The sequence below is a fragment of the Streptomyces sp. NPDC060035 genome, assembly GCF_042736635.1.
GTDB lineage: Bacteria > Actinomycetota > Actinomycetes > Streptomycetales > Streptomycetaceae > Streptomyces.
Genome location: NZ_JBHWVO010000002.1, coordinates 354,614 through 374,787, shown reverse-complemented (window position 1 = coordinate 374,787; position 20,174 = coordinate 354,614). Strand labels below are relative to the sequence as shown.

Annotated in this window: 16 protein-coding genes and 1 tRNA gene; 12 read left to right on the top strand and 5 right to left on the bottom strand. The window is 70.1% G+C overall.

Annotated elements, in window-relative coordinates:
- Positions 1–116: 116 nt before the first annotated feature.
- Positions 117–2,693, top strand: coding sequence for an alpha-L-arabinofuranosidase C-terminal domain-containing protein (locus tag ACFWBQ_RS04320; protein WP_385483706.1), 2,577 nt, complete (start codon positions 117–119; stop codon positions 2,691–2,693).
- A 14-nt stretch (positions 2,694–2,707) separates the two neighbouring features.
- On the opposite strand, the gene ACFWBQ_RS04315 is transcribed toward ACFWBQ_RS04320, so the two are convergent.
- Positions 2,708–2,795, bottom strand: a tRNA-Leu gene (locus ACFWBQ_RS04315).
- Between the two features lie 183 nt (positions 2,796–2,978).
- Between ACFWBQ_RS04315 and ACFWBQ_RS04310 the strand changes: the two genes are divergently transcribed.
- The 3 genes from ACFWBQ_RS04310 (at position 2,979) to ACFWBQ_RS04300 (ending at position 5,596) form a co-directional block, all read left to right on the top strand.
- Entirely contained in the window at positions 2,979–4,313 is a 1,335-nt protein-coding gene (locus tag ACFWBQ_RS04310; protein WP_385483704.1) for a M20/M25/M40 family metallo-hydrolase, read from the top strand.
- 156 nt (positions 4,314–4,469) lie between these two features.
- Positions 4,470–4,703, top strand: a complete 234-nt coding sequence (gene chpH, locus ACFWBQ_RS04305) for a chaplin ChpH (RefSeq protein ID WP_385483703.1) — start codon at positions 4,470–4,472, stop codon at positions 4,701–4,703.
- A 140-nt stretch (positions 4,704–4,843) separates the two neighbouring features.
- A complete protein-coding gene (locus tag ACFWBQ_RS04300; RefSeq protein WP_385483701.1) occupies positions 4,844–5,596 on the top strand; it encodes a chaplin in 753 nt (250 codons plus the stop codon).
- Positions 5,597–5,664: 68 nt separating this feature from the next.
- Here ACFWBQ_RS04300 and ACFWBQ_RS04295 read toward each other — a convergent pair whose 3' ends face one another.
- Entirely contained in the window at positions 5,665–5,853 is a 189-nt protein-coding gene (locus ACFWBQ_RS04295; RefSeq protein WP_056786418.1) for a DUF5703 family protein, read from the bottom strand.
- A gap of 47 nt (positions 5,854–5,900) precedes the next feature.
- Here ACFWBQ_RS04295 and ACFWBQ_RS04290 point away from each other — a divergent pair, with 47 nt between their 5' ends.
- A complete protein-coding gene (locus ACFWBQ_RS04290) occupies positions 5,901–6,554 on the top strand; it encodes a hypothetical protein (protein WP_385483699.1) in 654 nt (217 codons plus the stop codon).
- A gap of 73 nt (positions 6,555–6,627) precedes the next feature.
- Here ACFWBQ_RS04290 and ACFWBQ_RS04285 read toward each other — a convergent pair whose 3' ends face one another.
- Both ACFWBQ_RS04285 and ACFWBQ_RS04280 read right to left on the bottom strand, forming a co-directional pair.
- Entirely contained in the window at positions 6,628–8,943 is a 2,316-nt protein-coding gene (locus ACFWBQ_RS04285; RefSeq protein ID WP_385483697.1) for a helix-hairpin-helix domain-containing protein, read from the bottom strand.
- Positions 8,940–9,923: an aldo/keto reductase gene (locus ACFWBQ_RS04280; protein WP_385483695.1), complete on the bottom strand. Its 984-nt coding sequence runs from the start codon at positions 9,921–9,923 to the stop codon at positions 8,940–8,942. The genes ACFWBQ_RS04285 and ACFWBQ_RS04280 overlap by 4 nt, the downstream gene beginning before the upstream one ends.
- A 144-nt stretch (positions 9,924–10,067) precedes the next feature.
- Between ACFWBQ_RS04280 and ACFWBQ_RS04275 the strand changes: the two genes are divergently transcribed.
- Together ACFWBQ_RS04275 and ACFWBQ_RS04270 are read left to right on the top strand one after the other, a co-directional pair.
- A complete protein-coding gene (locus ACFWBQ_RS04275; protein ID WP_385483694.1) occupies positions 10,068–11,120 on the top strand; it encodes an LLM class F420-dependent oxidoreductase in 1,053 nt (350 codons plus the stop codon).
- Between the two features lie 248 nt (positions 11,121–11,368).
- On the top strand, positions 11,369–12,157 hold the full coding sequence (locus ACFWBQ_RS04270) for a ferritin-like domain-containing protein (protein ID WP_385483692.1): 789 nt from the start codon (positions 11,369–11,371) through the stop codon (positions 12,155–12,157).
- Between the two features lie 15 nt (positions 12,158–12,172).
- On the opposite strand, the gene corA is transcribed toward ACFWBQ_RS04270, so the two are convergent.
- Positions 12,173–13,159 (bottom strand): magnesium/cobalt transporter CorA, encoded by a 987-nt coding sequence (gene corA, locus ACFWBQ_RS04265; RefSeq protein ID WP_385483690.1) that lies wholly within the window; start codon positions 13,157–13,159, stop codon positions 12,173–12,175.
- Between the two features lie 63 nt (positions 13,160–13,222).
- On the opposite strand from corA, the gene ACFWBQ_RS04260 reads away from it, so the two are divergent.
- The 5 genes from ACFWBQ_RS04260 to ACFWBQ_RS04240 all read left to right on the top strand — a co-directional run bounded on the left by ACFWBQ_RS04260 (position 13,223) and on the right by ACFWBQ_RS04240 (position 20,138).
- Positions 13,223–13,933: a histidine phosphatase family protein gene (locus ACFWBQ_RS04260; RefSeq protein WP_385483688.1), complete on the top strand. Its 711-nt coding sequence runs from the start codon at positions 13,223–13,225 to the stop codon at positions 13,931–13,933.
- A gap of 106 nt (positions 13,934–14,039) precedes the next feature.
- Positions 14,040–14,630: a DUF3090 domain-containing protein gene (locus ACFWBQ_RS04255; RefSeq protein ID WP_329212756.1), complete on the top strand. Its 591-nt coding sequence runs from the start codon at positions 14,040–14,042 to the stop codon at positions 14,628–14,630.
- Positions 14,594–15,463: an SCO1664 family protein gene (locus tag ACFWBQ_RS04250; protein ID WP_385483686.1), complete on the top strand. Its 870-nt coding sequence runs from the start codon at positions 14,594–14,596 to the stop codon at positions 15,461–15,463. Before ACFWBQ_RS04255 ends, ACFWBQ_RS04250 begins: the two co-directional genes overlap by 37 nt.
- Positions 15,464–15,738: 275 nt before the next feature.
- Positions 15,739–16,968 carry a cysteine--1-D-myo-inosityl 2-amino-2-deoxy-alpha-D-glucopyranoside ligase gene (gene mshC / locus ACFWBQ_RS04245; protein WP_385483684.1) on the top strand — a complete coding sequence of 410 codons (1,230 nt, stop codon included), beginning with the start codon at positions 15,739–15,741 and terminating at the stop codon, positions 16,966–16,968.
- 128 nt (positions 16,969–17,096) lie between these two features.
- The gene (locus ACFWBQ_RS04240) at positions 17,097–20,138 is read left to right on the top strand and encodes an NPCBM/NEW2 domain-containing protein (protein ID WP_385483682.1); all 3,042 of its coding nucleotides are present in this window, start codon (positions 17,097–17,099) and stop codon (positions 20,136–20,138) included.
- Positions 20,139–20,174: the final 36 nt, after the last annotated feature.

Sequence of the window (20,174 nt, the reverse complement as noted above, 5' to 3'; positions counted from 1 at the left end):
GGCCGGCAGGGCCGGGGCCGGTCCGCAGCATTGACGCGCCCCATGTCTCTGCCTATCTTTCGTTCGAAGTTCTGGGCAACGTCCGATATATCGAACAATGAACCCCTGGAGCGTCCATGCCGTACCCGCATCTGTGGCCCCGGCTCACCGTCCCCATCGCCGCGCTCCTCCTCGCAACGCTGGTGGCCGCGCCCACCCGCGCCGACGACACCGCACCGGCGGCGGAGCCGGCCGACTACTCCCTCACCGTCCACCCGGACCGCACCGGCCCCGCCATCGACGACTCGATGTACGGCGTCTTCTACGAGGACATCAACCACGCGGCCGACGGAGGGCTGTACGCCGAACTCGTCCAGAACCGGTCCTTCGAGTACGACCGCGCCGACAACGCCGCGTACTCCTCCATGACCGCCTGGAGTCCGACCGCTGTGTCCGGCGGTACGGGGCAGGCCCGAACCCTGGACGACGACGAGCGCCTGGGCGAACGCAACCGCCGCTACCTGCGCCTCGACCTCGATGGCGGCGCGAGCGGACAGGCCGGTTTCGGAGTGACCAACTCCGGCTACAACGAGGGCCTGCGCATACGCAAGGGCGAGCGCTACGACTTCTCCGTCTGGGCACGCACCGACAGAGCCGAGGGGACCGCGCTGACCGTCGGAGCGACCACAGCGGACGGCACCGCGCTCACCGCACCGCTGCGCATCACGGCGCGCGGAGACCGCTGGACGAAGTACACCGGAACCCTCACGGCCCGCACCGCAGCCGCGGACGGCAGGCTCACCGTCACGGCCGGCGGCAGCGGCACCGTACGGCTCGACATGATCTCCCTCTTCCCCCGGGACACGTACAAGGGGCGGGTGAACGGCCTGCGCAAGGACCTCGCGGAGAAGACCGCCGCGCTGGAGCCCGGGTTCCTGCGCTTCCCGGGCGGCTGCCTCGTCAACACGGGAAGCCATGAGGCCTACGAGGCCCCCGGCTGGGAGCGCAAGCGCTCCTACCAGTGGAAGGACACCATCGGCCCGGTCGAGCAGCGTCCCGTCAACGCGAACTTCTGGGGTTACAACCAGACCTACGGCCTCGGCTACTACGAGTACTTCCAGTTCGCCGAGGACATCGGCGCGATGGCACTGCCCGTCGTGCCCGCACTCGTCACCGGCTGCGGCCAGAACAAGGCGACCGACGACCCCGAACTGCTGAAGCGGCACATCCAGGACACCCTCGACCTCATCGAGTTCGCCAACGGCCCGGCCGGCTCCACCTGGGGTGCTAAGCGTGCGGCGATGGGTCACCGTGCTCCGTTCGGACTCACCCACATAGAGGTCGGCAACGAGGAGAACCTCCCCGACGAGTTCTTCACCCGCTTCACCGAGTTCCGCAAGGCCGTCGAGGCCAGGTACCCGGACATCACCGTGATCAGCAACTCCGGCCCGGACGACAGCGGCACGACCTTCGACCGCGCCTGGCAGCTCAACCGGGACGCGGACGTCGCCATGGTCGACGAGCACTACTACAACAGCCCGCAGTGGTTCCTGGAGAACAACGCACGCTACGACACCTACGACCGCAACGGCCCGAAGGTGTTCCTCGGCGAGTACGCCTCGCTCGACAACCGCTTCTCCAACGCCCTCGCCGAAGCCGCCTTCATGACCGGACTCGAGCGCAACGCGGATGTCGTCGAGCTCGCCTCCTACGCTCCGCTGCTCGCCGACACGAACGACTCGCAGTGGCGCCCGGACATGATCTGGTTCGACAACGAGAAGTCATGGGCATCGGCCGACTACGAGGTGCAGAAGCTCTTCATGAACAACGTAGGCGACCGCGTCGTGCCGAGCACCGCGTCCGCCACTCCCGCGGCCTCCGCACCGATCACCGGCGCCGTCGGGCTGTCGACCTGGGCGACCGGTGCGGCGTACGACGATGTCGAAGTCACCTCGCCGGACGGTGCGCAGCTGCTGAGCGACGACTTCTCGGGCGACGACTCCCGGTGGACGAAGACGGCGGGACGCGGCGAATGGTCCGTCCAGGAGGGGGCCTACGTCCAGTCGGACGAGAGCGCCGAAAACACCCTGGTCACGGCCGGCGACCCCGGCTGGCAGAACTACGACCTGCGGGTCAAGGCCACCAAGAAGGCGGGCAAGGAGGGCTTCCTCGTGGCCTTCGGAGTCAAGGACACCGGGAACAAGTACTGGTGGAACCTCGGGGGCTGGGGCAACACCCGCTCCGCCGTGGAGAAGACGGTCGACGGCGCCAACCAGACGATGACCGAGGACAGCACGAAGATCGAGACGGGGCGCACCTACGACCTCAGGATCCAGGTGCGCGACCGGCAGGTCACGCTCTTCCTCGACGGGAAGCAGTGGGGCACCTTCACCGACGACAAGCCCGCCGAACCCTTCCGGCAGGTGGTCACCCGCGACAACGCCACCGGTGACCTCATCGTCAAGGTGGTCAACGCCCAGGCGGCGGACGCCAGGACCCGGATCGACCTGGGCGCGGAGCCGGCAGCACCGGTGGCCGGGCTGACCACACTTCAGGCAGCTCCGGACGCCGTCAACACCGCGGACGACCGTCAGGTGGCACCGAAGCGGACGAAGCTGCGCATCGACGGATCCGTCTTCACGCACACCTTCCCGGCGTATTCCGTGACCTTCGTACGCGTCAAGGCGGGCCCCAAAGCAAAAAACCCCAGGTGACCTGGGGTTTGTGCTGGTGTCCGAGGGGGGACTTGAACCCCCACGCCCGATAAAGGGCACTAGCACCTCAAGCTAGCGCGTCTGCCATTCCGCCACCCGGACCGGGTGTGTGCCGACCGGGCCAGGCCCGTTCCGACGTGGAAAACCATAGCAAACATTCGGGGGTGCTCGATCACGCCCCATGGCGTGTGAAAGGCGCGTGACGAGGAGCGGGTGGTCTTGGGTGTGCGGGGCAGGCGCGCGAGGATGAGGGGGAGCACCACCGCGACAGTGGAAGGAAGCAGCGTGAGCGAGACCAACACGGCCCGGACCGGCATCGGCGAGTCCGCCGAGTATGAGGTCGTGGACCTCTGTCGTGACCTGATCAGGATCGACACCAGCAACTACGGCGACCACTCGGGCCCCGGGGAGCGGCTGGCCGCCGAGTACATCGCCGAGAAGCTCGCCGAGGTCGGGCTGGAACCGCAGATCATCGAGTCCCACAAGGGCCGGGCCTCCACCGTGGCCCGGATCGAGGGCGAGGACCCCTCCAAGCCCGCCCTGCTGATCCACGGGCACACCGACGTGGTGCCGGCCAACGCGGCCGACTGGACGCACGACCCCTTCTCCGGGGAGATCGCGGACGGCTGTGTGTGGGGCCGGGGCGCGGTCGACATGAAGGACATGGACGCGATGACCCTCGCGGTCGTCCGTGACCGTATGCGCAGCGGACGCAAGCCCCCGCGCGACATCGTGCTGGCCTTCCTCGCGGACGAGGAGGCGGGCGGCACGTACGGGGCACGCCACCTCGTCGACAACCACCGTGATCTCTTCGACGGCGTCACCGAGGCGATCGGCGAGGTCGGTGGCTTCTCGTTCACCGTCAACGAGAACCTGCGGCTCTACCTGGTGGAGACCGCGCAGAAGGGTATGCACTGGATGCGGCTCACCGTGGACGGCACGGCCGGTCACGGTTCCATGACCAACAACGACAACGCGATCACCGAGCTCTGCGAGGCCGTCGGCCGGCTCGGCCGGCACAAGTGGCCGGTCCGGGTGACCAAGACCGTGCGGTCCTTCCTCGACGAGCTGTCCGACGCACTGGGCACCCCGCTCGACCCGGAGGACATGGAGGCGACGCTCGCCAAGCTCGGCGGGATCGCCAAGATGGTCGGCGCCACCCTGCGGAACTCCGCCGCTCCCACCATGCTCGGCGCCGGTTACAAGGTGAACGTGATCCCCGGACAGGCCACCGCGCACGTGGACGGGCGCTTCCTGCCCGGTTACGAGGACGAGTTCCTGACCGACCTCGACCGGATCCTCGGCCCGCGGGTGAAGCGGGAGGACGTGCACGGCGACAAGGCGCTGGAGACCAGCTTCGACGGGTCGCTGGTGGACGCGATGCAGCTCGCCCTGAAGGCCGAGGACCCGATCGCCCGCGCCGTGCCCTACATGCTCTCCGGTGGTACCGACGCGAAGTCCTTCGACGACCTCGGCATCCGCTGCTTCGGCTTCGCTCCGCTGAAGCTGCCGCCGGAGCTGGACTTCGCGGGCATGTTCCATGGCGTGGACGAGCGGGTTCCGGTGGATGGCCTGACGTTCGGAGTCCGGGTGCTCGACCGTTTCATCGACCATTCCTGAAGCAGGCGGCACGCAGTCGTCACCCGAATTCGCCAGCGTGTACGTACCTCACCGGAAAGAGTGAAAGGGGTCGCGCACTCGTAGCCCCCCAACTCCCTCCTCGTTACAGGTGATGCGGTCCGCGGCTGGGACCGCACTTGTCAATCAGGAGGAATAATGATCAAGAAGGTCGTCGCGGTCGCGGCTGCTACCGGTGGTCTCGTGCTCGCGGGTGCGGGTATGGCTTCTGCCGACTCCGGAGCCCAGGGTGCCGCCATCGGCAGCCCCGGCGTGCTCTCGGGCAATGTTGTCCAGGCTCCGGTCCACGTTCCGGTGAACGTCTGCGGCAACACGGTCTCCGTGATCGGGCTGCTGAACCCCGCCTTCGGCAACGTCTGCGTCAACCACTGACGTTGAAAACCAACCCGTCAAGGGTGTGAGTCCGGTCGGCCCCGGAGTGCGCGCCATGCACTCCGGGGCCGCTGGACGTTCGGCCCCCGCACGGTTATGTCCGGGGGTATTCCGGAAGGCAGAAGGCAGGAAAGCAACCTATGCGACAGGTCACACGTAAAGGCCTGATCACCATGGCAGCGGCGGGCGGAGTGCTCGCGCTCGGTGGCGGGTATGCGCATGCCGACGCGGGAGCGGTCGGCGGCGCGTCGAACTCGCCGGGAGTGCTGTCGGGGAATTCGGTTCAGGTCCCGATCGACATTCCCGTCAATGTGTGCGGAAATTCCGTGAACGTCGGCGGTCTGCTCAATCCCACGAGCGGCAACGACTGCGGAAACGGATCGGCGGGTGCCGAGCACGGGTACGCGTCGGACGACAGTGCCGGGTCCGGTCACGGCTCCGGCAGCCACGCGTCCGGGCAGCACGAGGCCCGGGACAGTGGCGCGGGGACCGGCAGGCATCGCGCTCCCGGCGCCGCGGCACGGGGTGAGGCCAAGGGTTCGCCCGGCATCGCCTCCGGCAACCTGGTGCAGGTGCCGGTGTCGATCCCGGTGAACGTCTGCGGCAACAGCATCACCATCGGCGGACTGCTCAACCCGGTCTTCGGCAACACCTGCGAGAACGACACGGAGGTCAGCCCCCCGCCCGTCGTACCGCAGTCGCCCCACACGCCCGAGGAGTCGGCACTGCCGCCCGCTCAGGTTCCGCCCGCTCCCGAGGCCCAGCTCGTGCCCGGCGAGCAGCTCGCACACACCGGTGCGGGCGGTCTCGACCTGCTGATCCCGGCGAGCGCCGGCCTCCTGCTTGCCGGTGCGGGTACGGTCCTGTACCGCCGCTCGCGCAGCGCCGCATAACGGCACCGCGGCTTCGGCGTACGGCGTCGTTCAGGAGCGGGTTCCGCAGGTGCGGGGCCCGCTCCGTCCTACCAGGTGGCCCGGAGCTGGCGGATGATCCGGCGGCGCAACCGGACGCGGCGGCTGCCGTCACGGCGCAGCGTCAGCCGGTCCAACTCCCAGTGCCCGTACTCGGCATGGTCGGTCAGCAGGCGGGTCGCTTCCTTGCGGGAGACCCCGCGCGGCACGTACACGTCGACAAATTCGTATTCCGGCATCGCATCTATTGTGCGTGCAGAGCCCCGGTACGGATAGCGTCTGCACTATGTCTGATGCTGCGCAGCCCACCGCTGCCGAGGTACGCGCCGCCGCCGATGCAGTCAAAACCGCGCTCGACCGCCACCTCGAGGCGGTCGAGCGCCGTACCGGGGACGACGACGCCGCTGTTTTCGACGCGTTCAACGCACTGGCCGCTGCGGCCGAGGTCTACGACGAACTCCTCTACGACCGCTACGACGAGGTCACCCCCTTCGAGATCCCGGGCGCGGACGATTCGCTGCCGCCGTACGCCGGTCCGGAGGAGCCGCACGCCCTCAGTGTGCTGATCAGGCGCGACTACGCAGTGGTGGAACCACCGCGGCTGCTGGCCCAGGCCCAGCGGCTCGCCGACCTGGACCCGGACCAGCACGACAGCGACAGCGTTCCGGTGGTCGGTAGCAGTGTGCATGCCGCGCTGGGTGTGCTGTTCGGCGAGTACGAGGCGGACGAGATCGCGTCCCGGCACAAGGAATTCGGTCTGGAGGAGGGGGACTCCACGCTCTGGGTCTCCGCGGTGGACGAGCTTCCCGAGCCGGGGGAGTGGCTCGGGGCGCCGTTCGACGAGGCCGATCCGGCGCAGGTGGTCTGTCGCTTCGACGTCAGCTCGGTCTTCGACGAGGACGAGCTGGACGGTGACGTATCCGTGGTGGGCGGCTCCTGATCCTCCGGACGGAAGGCCCCGGCACGCACCGGGGCCTTCGGGCTGTCCGGGGAGCGCCGGGCCCCTCGCTGTTCTAGGACGCGTCCGGGGTCGGCAGAGCCTCCAGCAGGGGGCGCAGCCGGGTCGTCCGCTCCTGGGCCGGGATCTCGGCGACCGCGCGCGGCAGCGCCTGGTCCACACCGTGCACCACGGACAGATGGCGCTCGCCGCGGCTGAACGCGGTGTACACCCACGGGCGGCTCAGGCCCTGAGCCGCATCGCCCGGCAGGACGACGACCACGGCGGGCCAGCGCATTCCGGCCGCCTGATGGGCGCTGAGGGCCCAGCTGTGCCGTACCGACGACTCCACCGCGTCCGGGCGTACGACGACGTGGGTGCCCGCACAGTCCAGGTGCAGTCCGTCGGCATCGGCCGAGACGACCGAACCGGGCACCGCCCTGCCAGGAGCCGGTACATGGACGACACGGTCGCCGGGGTCGAAGCCGCCGAACCTGCCGGGGCCCGGATTGAGCCGCTCCTTGAGGGCCGCGTTGAGTGCTTTTGTGCCCGCGGAGCCACCGTGTCCGACCGTGATCACCTGGGTGTCGGCCGAAGGTACGCCGATGGCACGCGGCACCGAGTCGGCGACGAGCTGCACGGTGCGGTGGACCGCCTCACCCGCATCGCGGACGGGGACGATCACGACTTCCCGGCCGGGCGCGTCGACCTGGCCGAGCTCACCGATCCCGATGCCCGAGACCAGTTCGCCGATCGGTCCGGGGTCCGGTGTACGCGACACCACCTGCGGGCAGGCGCGCGCCGCCAGAGCGTCCGCGAACACCCGGCCCGCACCGGCGGAACCCAGCACACCCGGGTCGCCGCTCAGCACCAGCCGGGTTCCGTCGGCGAGGGACTCCACCAGCATCGCGGCGGTCTCCACATCGAGCTGCGGCGCATCCAGCACGACCAGCAGGTCCAGGGCGAGCGCACCGTCCGCGTCCCTGCCGGGGCCTGCCGCGCCGGAGAGCAGATCCCAGAGGGTGACCGCGGCCTGCGGATCACCGACCGCGGTGGCCAGCCTGTGCCGGCCGTCCACGCTGTGGGTCGCTCCGAGGGCGCGCAGTCCAAGGCCCTGCGCGGCAGCGATGAGGGCGGCGGGTTCCGCCCGGGCACTCTCGCCGCCGCTGTGGACGACCAGTCCGGCGGTTGCCACCGTCCTGATCAGCTCGGCCGCCGAGGGGGACGGGGCGGCGGAAGCGGCGTCCGTCCAGTCGGCGCCCTTCTCGCAGGCGTTGACCAGCCGTGCCAGACCATCGGCGAGGCTCTCCTCGGCCAGGGCGTACCGGTCGAGGCCCAGCAGGACCTGCACCGGCTCCTGCTCGTCCGGTGACTCGTCCCGCGCCTCCTCGTCGGAGCCCTCCTCGGCCGCCCCGGCCGGCTCCCCGGGCCCTGCGGCGTTCGTGGGGTCGAGGCCGTCCTGGAAGACGAGCACGACGCCCTCGGCGACGGCGTGCTGCACGGCAGCTTCGGGATCGGTGACCGCGCGTTCGGCGAGCGCAGTACGCACCTGCGACGCATCCAGCGCGGTATGGCCCTGGAGTGCGGCGCGCTCCAGCAGCCAGCCCACGAGTGCCGCTGTACGCCGCTCGTCGTCCGGGCCGCACTCCGTGCCGAGCAGAGCCCTTGCGAAGCCGTCGGCCTGCTCGGGGCGGACCCCGGGCACGGACAGCAGCTGCCAGGGGTCCTCGCGCAGGATGCCTGCGGCATGTTCGCCGAGCGTCAGGGCCGCCGGGCGTGCCAGGGCCTCCGGCGCGCCGCCCTCGGCGAGCACCGCCGCTACGGCGCCGGCCGCCTCGGGCGACGCGTCGTGCGTGGAGGGCCGTTCAGCGGACCGGGTCCGGGCGGGTGCGGGCCCGGATCCGGGTACGGCCGGGCGGGGCGCGGGGGCCGACGCGGGCGGCTCGAAGAATGCGGTCGCCGCCGTCTCGCCGCTCTCGACGGCGCGTACGGCTGCGAGCAGGTCGGCGGCCGGGCCGCTCAGCTTCGTACCGGCGGGGATGGGCCCTTCTTTCCCGGCCTTGCGCTTCTCGATCCGCTCCCGAAGCTCGCGCTGAGCAGCCAGCTCGGCCTCGGCCTCCGAGAGCGCGGGAGCTGCGGCGGTCTCGGTGTTCGCGGCGGGCTCGGGGTCTGCGGCGGGCTCGGGGTCTGCGGAGGCCTCGGGGTCTGCGGAGGCCCCTGGAGTACCGGAAGCCTCAGGGGTTGCGGGAACCTGCTCCGCACCACCCTCTGCGGCCCCGTCGTCGCCGGGCGTACCGGCGGCGCCGACAGCGTCGTCGGAGCCCGCGTCCTCGCGGTCCTCGTGGTTCTCGGCCGCGGGGTCCGGGGTTTCCCCCCGGGGAAGGGCAGTCACAGCGTGCTCCAGTCCTGGTCGGGATAGCGGTGCACGGGCGCCGACACATCGTCGAGCGCCTGGCAGATCTCGTCAGGAAGACTAAGCGCCTCCACTGACAAGGCCTCGGAGAGCTGCTTCGCGTTGCGCGCGCCGATGATCGGGGCCACCACTCCCGGGCGGTCCCGCACCCAGGAGAGCGCGACCATGAGGGGCGTCGTCGCAAGGCCGTCCGCAGCCGTGGCCACCGCATCCACGATCCGGCTCGCGGGGTCGTCGAGATACGGCTCGACGAAGGGGGCGAGGTGCTCCGAGGCGCCACGTGAATCGGACGGTGTGCCGGTGCGGTACTTGCCGGTCAGCACCCCGCGGCCGAGCGGGGACGACGGCAGCAGCCCCACTCCGAGATCCAGCGCCGCAGGCAGTACCTCCCGCTCGATGCCCCGCTGCAGCAGCGAGTACTCCATCTGCGTGCTGGCCAGCCGGGTACGCAGGCCGGGCGATGCGAGCTGCCAGGTGGCTGCCTTGGCCAGCTGCCAGCCGCTGAAATTCGACACTCCCGCATACCGGACGCGTCCCGAGGACACCGCCAGGTCCAGCGCCTGGAGGGTCTCGTCCAGCGGTGTCACGGGGTCGAAGGCGTGGAGCTGCCACAGATCGACATAGTCCGTCCCGAGCCGCTCCAGGGACGCATCGAGTGCGGCCAGCAGATGCCCGCGTGATCCGTCGAAGCGACGGTACGGATCGGGCACGCTGCCCGCCTTGGTCGCGATGACCAGATCCTGCCGGGGCACCAGGCTGTCCACGAGCCGGCCGAGAAGGTATTCGGCCTCCCCGCCGCCGTACACATCGGCTGTGTCGATCAGCGTGCCCCCCGCGTCCCAGAAGGCTTTCAGCTGGTCGGCAGCATCGTGCTCGTCGGTGTCCCGGCCCCAGGTGAGGGTGCCGAGCCCGATCCGGGACACGCGAAGGCCGGTACGGCCGAGATGCCTCTGCTCCATGGGCGCTGAGATTACTGGCCAAGACCCCACCGGGTGGAAGCCTGTGGACAACCGAACTGCGGGTCATCGAGCCTGCCGGATGCCGGACATGCGCGCTAGAGTCCGGGACACAGGGACGTTACTGATCAGTAGAGGGAGTGCGGCATGCGGCTCGGCATCAATCTCGGTTACTGGGGTGCGGGTATGGACGGCGACAACCTCGCCGTCGCCCAGGAGGCGGACCGGCTCGGCTACGACGTCTGCTGGGCGGCCGAGGCCTACGGCTCCGACGTACCGACCGTGCTTGCCTGGGTCGCCGCCCAGACCGAGTCCATCGACGTCGGGTCCGCCATCATGCAGATCCCGGCCCGTCAGCCCGCCATGACGGCGATGACCGCGGCCACCCTCGACTCGCTCTCCGGAGGCCGTTTCCGCCTCGGCCTCGGTGTGTCGGGACCGCAGGTCTCCGAGGGCTGGTACGGCGTCAAGTTCGACAAGCCGCTGGCCCGCACCCGCGAGTACGTCGACATCGTGCGCAAGGCGATGTCCCGCGAGCGCCTCTCCTACGAGGGTGAGCACTGGACGCTGCCGCTCCCCGACGGCCCGGGCAAGCCCATCAAGCTCACCGTCCACCCCCAGCGCGAGCACATCCCGCTCTACATCGCCGCGATCGGCCCGAAGAACCTCGAGCAGACCGGTGAGATCGCCGACGGAGCCCTGCTGATCTTCCCCTCCGCCGAACACCTCGAGGACACCGCGGTGAAGCACCTGCGGGCAGGCCGTGAGAAGGCCGGGAAGACCATGGACGGCTTCGACGTCTGCCCGACGCTGCCGCTCGCCGTCGGCGACGACATCAACGGCCTCGCCGACATGTTCCGCCCGTACACCGCGCTGTACGTCGGCGGTATGGGCAGCCGCAAGCAGAACTTCTACAACCAGCTGGCCCAGCGCATGGGGTACGAGAAGGAAGCCGCCGAGATCCAGGACAAGTACCTCGCCGGCGACAAGAGCGGCGCGGCGGCCGCCGTGCCGCATCAGCTCATCGACCAGACCACGCTGCTCGGCTCGGTGGAGCGGATCGCCGAGCGCATGCAGGCGTACGCCGCCGCCGGAGTCACCACACTGACCCTCGCCCCGGCCGGCTTCACGCTCGACGAGCGGCTCGCGGCCCTGCGCGCGGGCACGGACGCCCTGGAGCGCTCCGGCCTCGCCGCATAGCTGTCGCGCCCTCCGGGGCAGCACTACGGCCGTGGTGGGGGCTCGGGGGTCCACCCCGCCACGGCCGTCACAGGGAACAACGCGCACAGCGCCTGACGGTTACGCGCCTGACCCGGCCCGGCCGCCCGGACGGGGGTTCGCCGGGAGTCCGGGCCCGTTCGGCCCTGTCCGAGCCCTCTCGTGTTGCCTACCGCACCGTTCCGCATTTGACTTTGTCTCTGCGGACACCGGCGCGAAGGGTGGCAGTGATGCTCTCGGCACAGAGTCTTTTTCAGGAGATCCTCGACGACGACGACGCCTTCCGGCTGTTCTGCTCGATCGCAGCCAGCGGGGAGTCGCAGGGCGGCTGGGAGAACGGTCGCATCGCCGCACTCGTCCCGGGGAGCCTGCGTGATCTCGCCCCCAAGATCACCCGGCACGGGGCCGACGAGGACAAGCACGGCCGGATCTTCAACGCACTGCTGAAGCAGCGCGGGCTCGAACCCGTGGCGGTGCCGTACGAGACCGACTACACGCTGCTCCTGGAGAGGCACGGCATCGGTCTCGCCCATGATCAGCTCAACCGTGACGAACCGCTGTCGGAGCGGGACATCATCGTCTACCTCGCCCACAGCAGGGTCACCGAACAGCGGGCCTCCGAACAGATGCAGCTGCTGCGCAGGTACTTCGCAGACCATCCCGCACTCGGCCGCGCGGTGAAGATGATCTCGCGGGACGAGGACAACCATCTCGCCTACTGCCACGAGGAACTGCTCCGCTTCGCCCGGGCCGGGCACGGCCGGACGATTCAGACCGTCCTGCGGGAGTGCGCCCTCGCCGAGATCCGGGTGTACCGGGACGTCAGCCTTGCCGTGATGAGCCACATGGGCACCGTGCTGCGCTGGCCCCGCGCCAAGGCGGCCGTCCTGACAGCGGGGATCCACGGGATGTACGCCTACGAGCGGCTGGCCGGCTGGCGGCGCATGGTGAGCCTGGAGCTGCCCGCACGGCGCAACGCGCTGGGCAGCCCGCCGACTCCGGAGGCCGAGTACGCCTGACGGACGGGCGCGGCGCTACATCCAGCCGCGGCGTTTGAACAAGCGGTACAGGCCGAAGACCGCGCAGCCCATCAGCGCGATCACCGCCGGGTACGTCCACACCCAGTCCAACTCGGGCATGTGATCGAAGTTCATGCCGTAGATACCGGCCACCATGGTCGGTACGGCGGCCATGGCGGCCCACGCCGAGATCTTCCGCATGTCGTCGTTCTGCCGCACCCCCATCTGTGCCAGATGGGCCGACAGAATGTCCGAGAGCAGCCGGTCGAGCCCCTCCACATGTTCGTTGGCACGCGTCAGGTGGTCGCTCACGTCCCGGAAGAACGGCTGGGAGTGCTTGTCGACGAAGGGCACGCCCGCGCCCGCGAGCCGGGCCATCGGCGTGCTCAACGGGCCGGTCGCGCGGCGGAACTCCAGTACCTGCCGTTTGAAGGTGTAGATGCGGGCAGCGGTGTTCTTGGCGTCCCCGGTGCCGCTCGGGGCGAACACCTGCGCCTCCAGCTCCGACAGGTCGGCCTGGAGCTCGGCGGCGACCTCGATGTAGTGGTCGACCGCCGCGTCGCTGACCGCGTACAGCACGGCCGTGGGGCCGTGTCTGAGCACCTCGGGCTCGGCCTCGAGCCGGCGGCGTACCGCTGCGAGGGGCGCGCCCTCGCCGTGGCGCACCGTCACCACGAAGGAGTCGCCTACGAAGATCATCAGCTCATCGGTGCTGACCGTGTCGCTCTCCTGCTCGTAGACCACCGGCTTGATGACGGCGAACAGGGAGTCGTCGTAGATCTCGAGCTTGGGGCGCTGATGCGCGCGCAGGGCGTCCTCCACTGCCAGGGGATGCAGCCCGAACTCGCTGCTGACGAGATCGAACTCCTTCTCCGTCGGCTCGTGCAGTCCGATCCACACGAACGCGTCCCCGGCCGCCCGAGCCTCGTCCAGGGCATCGGAGAAGTCGGCGGGGCCATCGGTCCGGCTCCCGTCCCGGTAAATGCCGCAGTCCACGATCACGCGCGCATTCTTCCCTTCATCGTGCCGCTCCGCACCTTTGCAGTGCCCTCTACGCTGGCACGTATGCCCACGCTCATCCTTGTACGCCACGGACGCTCGACCGCCAACACCGCCGGAGTGCTCGCGGGCCGGACCCCCGGCGTCTCCCTCGACGAACGCGGCGCCGAGCAGGCGGCCGCGCTGCCCGGACGACTGGCCGCACTCACCCTCGTCGCGGCCGTCAGCAGCCCCCTGCAGCGCTGTCGCGAGACACTCCGGCCCCTGCTCGACGCCCGTCCCGGCCTTGTCCTCGAGACCGAGGACCGGATCAGCGAATGTGACTACGGGGACTGGTCGGGGCGCAAGCTCGCCGAACTCTCCGACGAACCGCTGATGTCCGTCGTGCAGCAACACCCCTCGGCCGCCGCGTTCCCCGGCGGCGAGTCCATGCGGGCCATGCAGGCCAGGGCCGTGGACGCCGTACGGGACTGGAACAGCCGCGTCGAGGCGGAACACGGTGACGACGCCACGTACGTGATGTGCTCGCACGGCGACATCATCAAGGCCCTCGTCGCCGACGCGCTCGGCATGCATCTCGACCTCTTCCAGCGCATTCACGCCGACCCCTGCTCGGTCACCGTAATCCGTTACACCCGGCTCCGTCCCTTTCTTCTCCGCCTCGGCGACACCGGCGACTTCGCATCCCTGGCGCCGCGAGAACAGCCCCTGGGGGCCGGTGCGGCGGGGGAGGAGGCAACGGATGCGGCCGTCGGGGGCGGCGCGGGGGCGCCGTGATCTCTCCGCGCAGTAGGGTGGACGCGCCGTAGAGGCCTTGCGGGGGGCATCCCCCCGGGGCCCTGGGCGCCCCCCATTCGCCTTCACTTTTCAAGGGAGACAGGACGTGTCCCGTCAGGTGTTCCTCTACGACCCCCCGGACCGTTTCGTGGCCGGTACGGTCGGGCTGCCTGGCCGCCGTACGTTTTTCCTGCAGGCATCCTCGACGGGGCGGGTCACCAGTGTGGCTCTGGAGAAGACCCAGGTTGCCGCGTTGGCCGAACGGATCGACGAACTCCTCGACGAGGTCGTCCGGCGGACCGGCGGCAATTCACCGGTGCCGGCGGTGGCGCCCATGGACGTCACCGACACCGCCCCGCTCGACGCCCCCGTCGAGGAGGAGTTCAGGGTCGGCACGATGGCGCTGGCCTGGGACGGCGAGGAACAGCGCATGATCGTCGAGGCGCAGGCACTCGTCGAGCTGGACGCAGACTCCGAGGACGATCTCGCGGAGGCGGAGGAAAGGCTCCTGCAGGACGAGGAGAACGGCCCGCCGATGCTCCGGGTCCGGCTGAGCGGCGCCCAGGCCCGGGCGTTCGCCAAGCGCGCCCTGGACGTGGTGAACGCAGGCCGCCCGCCGTGCCCGCTGTGCAGTCTGCCGCTCGACCCGGAAGGACATGTATGCCCGCGCCAGAACGGATACCGTCGCGGGGCCTGACGGAGGCCGGACTGAAGACCCTGCTCGCCGAGGGTGAGCTCACGGTCCTCGGACAGGTCCGCGGTGCGTCGAACGCCGTGCTCTACTGCACGGTCGCCCACGAGGGCGAGGAACGCCCCTGCGTGTACAAGCCGGTGGCCGGGGAGCAGCCGCTGTGGGACTTCCCGGACGGCACGCTCGCCCAGCGCGAGGTGGCGGCCTACGAGCTCTCCGAGGCCACCGGGTGGGGGCTGGTGCCGCCGACGGTGCTGCGCGAGGGTCCCTACGGCGAGGGCATGTGCCAGCTGTGGATCGAGGCGGACGAGACCGCAGAGGACTCCGCGGCCGAGGATGCGGGTGTCCACGGACTGCCGCCGCTGCTCGGGCTCGTCGAGGACAAGGAGCCGGGGGACGGCTGGAAAGCCGTGGGCTTCGCGGAGGTGGGGGACGGGAAGACGGCGCTGCTGGTGCATGCGGACGACCCTCGTCTGCGCAGGCTCGCCGTCCTGGACGCGGTGATCAACAACGGTGACCGCAAGGGCGGGCATCTGCTGCCGGCTCCCGGCGGCCGGCTGTTCGGCATCGATCACGGCGTCACCTTCAACGCCGATGACAAGCTGCGGACGCTGCTGTGGGGCTGGGCGGGCGAGCCGCTGACGGCCGAGGCGGTCGAGGTGCTGGATCTGCTGTCCGCCGAGCTGGAACCGGGTACGGCACTGGCCACCCGGTTGGCGGAACTGATCACCGCGGTGGAGCTCGATGCGTTGCGGGGGAGGGTGTCGGGGCTGCGGAAGTCCGGGCGGCATCCCCAGCCGAGCGGCGATTGGCCGGCGATTCCGTGGCCGCCGGTGTGAGAGCGGGACCGTCTGCTTCCACCGGCCCCGGGCGGGCCGGTGGTGGGCCGGACGAGCTCGATGCGGCCGGGTGGTGGCCATCGGACCCCGTCCGGCGGTCGAGGACGAGCGGTCGAGGACGAGCGGCCGAAGGCCGCACAGCGGGCCCGGAGGGCGGAGCCCACGGTGCGGAAGGGGGCTGTAGAGGAAAACCCCCGCCCACGCAAGACCGCCTCTTCGGCCAGGATTCCCGGTCCGGTTCGTATCCGGAAGCATCGTCCGGTTACGCTCATGACATGCATGCCTGGCCCGCTTCTGAGGTCCCCGCCCTGCCTGGCAAGGGCCGCGACCTTCGGATCCACGACACCGCGACCGGCGGACGGATCACCCTTGACCCCGGTCCCGTCGCCCGCATCTATGTCTGCGGCATCACGCCGTACGACGCGACCCACATGGGTCATGCGGCGACCTACAACGCGTTCGACCTCGTTCAGCGCGTGTGGCTCGACACCAAGCGGCAGGTTCACTACGTCCAGAATGTGACCGACGTGGACGATCCGCTGCTGGAGCGGGCCGTGCGCGACGGTCAGGACTGGACCGAGCTCGCGGAGCGCGAGACGGCACTCTTCCGGGAGGACATGACCGCCCTGCGCATGCTTCCCCCGAAGCACTACATCGGGGCGGTGGAGGCGATACCCGGCATCGTCCCGCTGGTCGAACGGCTCAGGGACGCAGGTGCCGCCTACGAGCTCGACGGCGACGTGTACTTCTCCGTCGACTGCGACCCGCACTTCGGCGAGGTCTCCGGCCTCGACGCCGACGCCATGCGCCTGCTCTCCGCCGAACGCGGCGGTGACCCGGACCGACCCGGCAAGAAGAACCCGCTCGACCCGATGCTCTGGATGGCCGCCCGTGAGGGCGAGCCGAGCTGGGACGGCGCCACCCTCGGCCGCGGACGGCCCGGCTGGCACATCGAGTGCGTCGCCATCGCGCTGGACCACCTCGGCATGGGCTTCGACATCCAGGGAGGCGGGTCCGACCTCGCCTTCCCGCACCACGAGATGGGTGCCTCGCACGCGCAGGCGCTGACCGGCGAGCATCCGTTCGCCCGTGCCTATGTGCACGCCGGCATGGTCGCCCTGAACGGCGAGAAGATGTCCAAGTCCAAGGGCAACCTCGTCTTCGTCTCGGCGCTGCGCCGAGACGACGTGGACCCCGCGGCGATCAGGCTGGCGCTGCTCTCGCACCACTACCGGTCCGACTGGGAGTGGACGGACCAGGTGCTCGCCGACGCCGTCGCGCGTCTCGCGACGTGGCGTGCCGCGGTCTCCCGGCCCGACGGGCTCTCCGCGGACGCCCTCGTCGAGGAGGTGCGGGAGGCTCTGGCCGACGACCTGGACGCTCCGGCCGCACTCGCCGCCGTGGACCGCTGGGCCGCCCTGCAGAACTCCGGCGGCGGTACGGACGAGGGCGCACCCGGCCTCGTCTCGCGCACCGTCGACGCCCTGCTGGGTGTCGCCCTGTAACAGCCGGGCGGTGAGGCCGCACCGCGTGACCCGATCCCCAAGGACCGGCCTCGGACTTCTTCACGAAGTTCGGGGCCGGTTCCCTTTTGTCCATGGTTAATTGCTCGAAGTTGCGCTAAAAGCTCTCTATGCAAACATCAACGCGCATCAGAGCGGCGGCAGTTGCCGGCCTGCTCGCGGTACTCGCGGGGCCGGGCAGCGCCCAGGCCGAGCCGTCCGAACCAGTGGGCACGACCGTCGGCGACGTCACCGGGTTCTCCGCCGAAGGACCCGTCTACCACCTGACTGCCGGCAAGGCCGAGGCCCGCGTCAGCTTCGTCTCCGCCGAGACCTTCCGTATCGAACTCGCCCCGGACGGCACGTTCGCCGACCCGACCGGTGACGACATCGTCCTGCCCCAGGGCGCTCCGCCACGAACCAGCTGGAAGGACCGCGGCGACCGCTACGAGCTCTCCGCTAGCGGGGGTGGTGTCACCCTGCGGGCCTACAAGTCGCCCCTGCGGTTCGCGCTGTACCGGGCCGACGGCAGCCAGGTCTGGTCCGAGGCCAGGGGGCTGAGCTGGGACGGGGAGAAGACCACCCAGACTCTCGCCCGCAGTGCCGACGAGCAGTTCTACGGTGCCGGGATGCAGAACGGCCGCGGCAACACCTCGCACCGCGGCAAGACCGTCGAGGTCGGCGTCGACTACAACTGGGACGACGGCGGCCACCCCAACTCGGTCCCGTTCTACCTCTCTTCCGCCGGATACGGCGTCTACCGCAACACCTACGCGCCCAACACCTACGCCTTCACCGACCCGGTGACGACGAGCGCGCGGGAACAGCGCTTCGACGCCTACTACTTCGCCGGTGACGCCAAGAACGTCATCGGCCAGTACACGAAGCTCACCGGCAAGCCCTTCCTGCCGCCCGTGTACGGCATGGAGATCGGCGACGCCGACTGCTACCTGCACAACGCCAACCGCGGCGAGCGGCGCACCCTGGACGCGCTGAAGGTCGCCGACGGCTACGTCGAGAACGACATGCCGAACGGCTGGATGCTCGTCAACGACGGTTACGGCTGTGGCTACGAGGACCTCGCCGAGACCGCCAAGGGCCTCCAGGACCGGCAGATGGAGCTCGGTCTGTGGACCGAGGACGGCATCGACAAGCTCGCCGACCAGGTGAAGGCGGGCCAGCGGGTCGCCAAGCTCGATGTCGCCTGGATCGGCGAGGGCTACAAGTTCGCCCTGGACGGCTGCAAGGACGCGTACAAGGGCATAGAGGACAACAGCGATGCCCGCGGCTTCACCTGGGCGCCGGAGAGCTGGTCGGGCGCCCAGCGCTGCGGAGTCCAGTGGTCCGGCGACCAGTCGGGCAGCTGGGAGTACATCCGCTGGCAGATCCCGACCTACGCGGGCGCCACGATGTCCGGACTCGCGTACACGACGGGTGACGTCGACGGCATCTTCGGCGGCAGTGCCAAGACGTACACCCGGGACCTCCAGTGGAAGATGTTCCTGGGTACGACGATGACCATGGACGGCTGGGCCGCGAACGACAAGCAGCCCTTTCGGTACGGCGAGCCGTACACCTCCGTCAACCGCGACTACCTGAAGCTGAAGGAGTCGCTGCTGCCCTACCAGTACTCGTACGCCAACGAGGCGACGAAGACCGGCGTAGGCATGGTCCGCCCGCTCGTCCTGGAGTACCCGGACGACCCGAAGGCGGCGTCGGACGCGGCGAAGTACGAATTCATGTCCGGTGAGCACTTTCTGGTCGCCCCCGTCTACCAGGACGCCACCGAGCGTAGTGCCATCTACCTGCCGAAGGGCACCTGGACCGACTACTGGAGCGGCAGGACGTACCAGGGGCCGACCACCGTCGACCACTACAGCGCCCCGCTCGACACCCTCCCGCTCTTCGTGAAGGCGGGTGCCGCCGTGCCGATGTGGCCCGGCATCCGCTCGTACAAGGACCGTACGGCGGACTCACCGCTGGCCTGGGACGTGTATCCGCAGGGGACTTCGTCGTTCACGCTGTACGAGGACGACGGTGTGACCCGGCAGCACCGCGAGGGCAGGTACGCCACGCAGCGGGCCGTCGTGGATGCCCCGAAGAGCGGCGCGGGCGATGTCACCGTACGCATCGGGGAGAGCAGGGGGAGCTTCGCGGGCAAACAGAGCAACCGCCCCTACGAGTTCACCGTGCACACCGGGTCCGCACCCACCGCGGTGAAGCTCGCGGGCAAGCTGCCGCAGGTGCGTTCGGCGGCGGACTTCGAGGCCGCGAAGCAGGGCTGGTGGTACGACCAGGACGACCGCGGCGGCGTGGTGAGGATCAAGACCCTGCCGCTGAGCACGGATCAGGCGTTCACGCTCACACTGAAGGACGCCAGCGCCGTCGGCGGGAGGAAGCCCGGCGCGACGGCCGTCGTCTCCGCACCGGACGCACAGGAGGTGGGCGCAGGGGTGGCGGGCACCGTGTCCGTCGACGTCACCGCGGGCTCCGCGGACCTGACGGACACCACCGTCACCCTCGACGTCCCGGACGGCTGGCAGGTCACCCCGGCCGCGTCCGGGGTGCGGATACCGGCGGGCACCACCCGGCGGGTCGAGGTGGCGGTCACCCCGGCGCGGGACGCCACGGCGGGCGAGGCGCGGATCACGGCGCTCGCCCGCTACCGGTCGGCGGGCGAGGCCCGAACGGCCGTGCAGCGCCTCGCCGTCGGAGTGATGCCACCGCCCCCGGCCGGGGAGGCCTGGGCGAGCGACCTGGTCTGGCTCAGGTCGGCCAACGGCTACGGGCCCGCGGAGCGCGACCGCTCCAACGGTGAGTCCGGGGCGGCCGACGGGCACACGCTGACCCTGGCGGGGAAGACGTACGAGAAGGGGATCGGCACCCACGCCGACTCCGACATCGAGGTCTATCTCGGGGGCCGGTGCACCGCGTTCACCGCGGACGTGGGCATCGACGACGAGATCAACGGCTACGGCGAGGTGGCGTTCTCCGTGGAGGCCGACGGCAAGGTGCTGTGGACCTCTCCGAAGCTGACCGGCGCCTCGGCCACGGTGCCCGTCGACGTGAGCCTCGACGGTGCGCGGCATGTGCATCTGAAGGTCACGGACACCAACGGTTCCAAGACCGGTGACCACGGCGACTGGGCGGCTGCGAGGTTCAGCTGCGCCTGACAGGACGCCGGGACCGGATACCGGTCCCGTACGAAC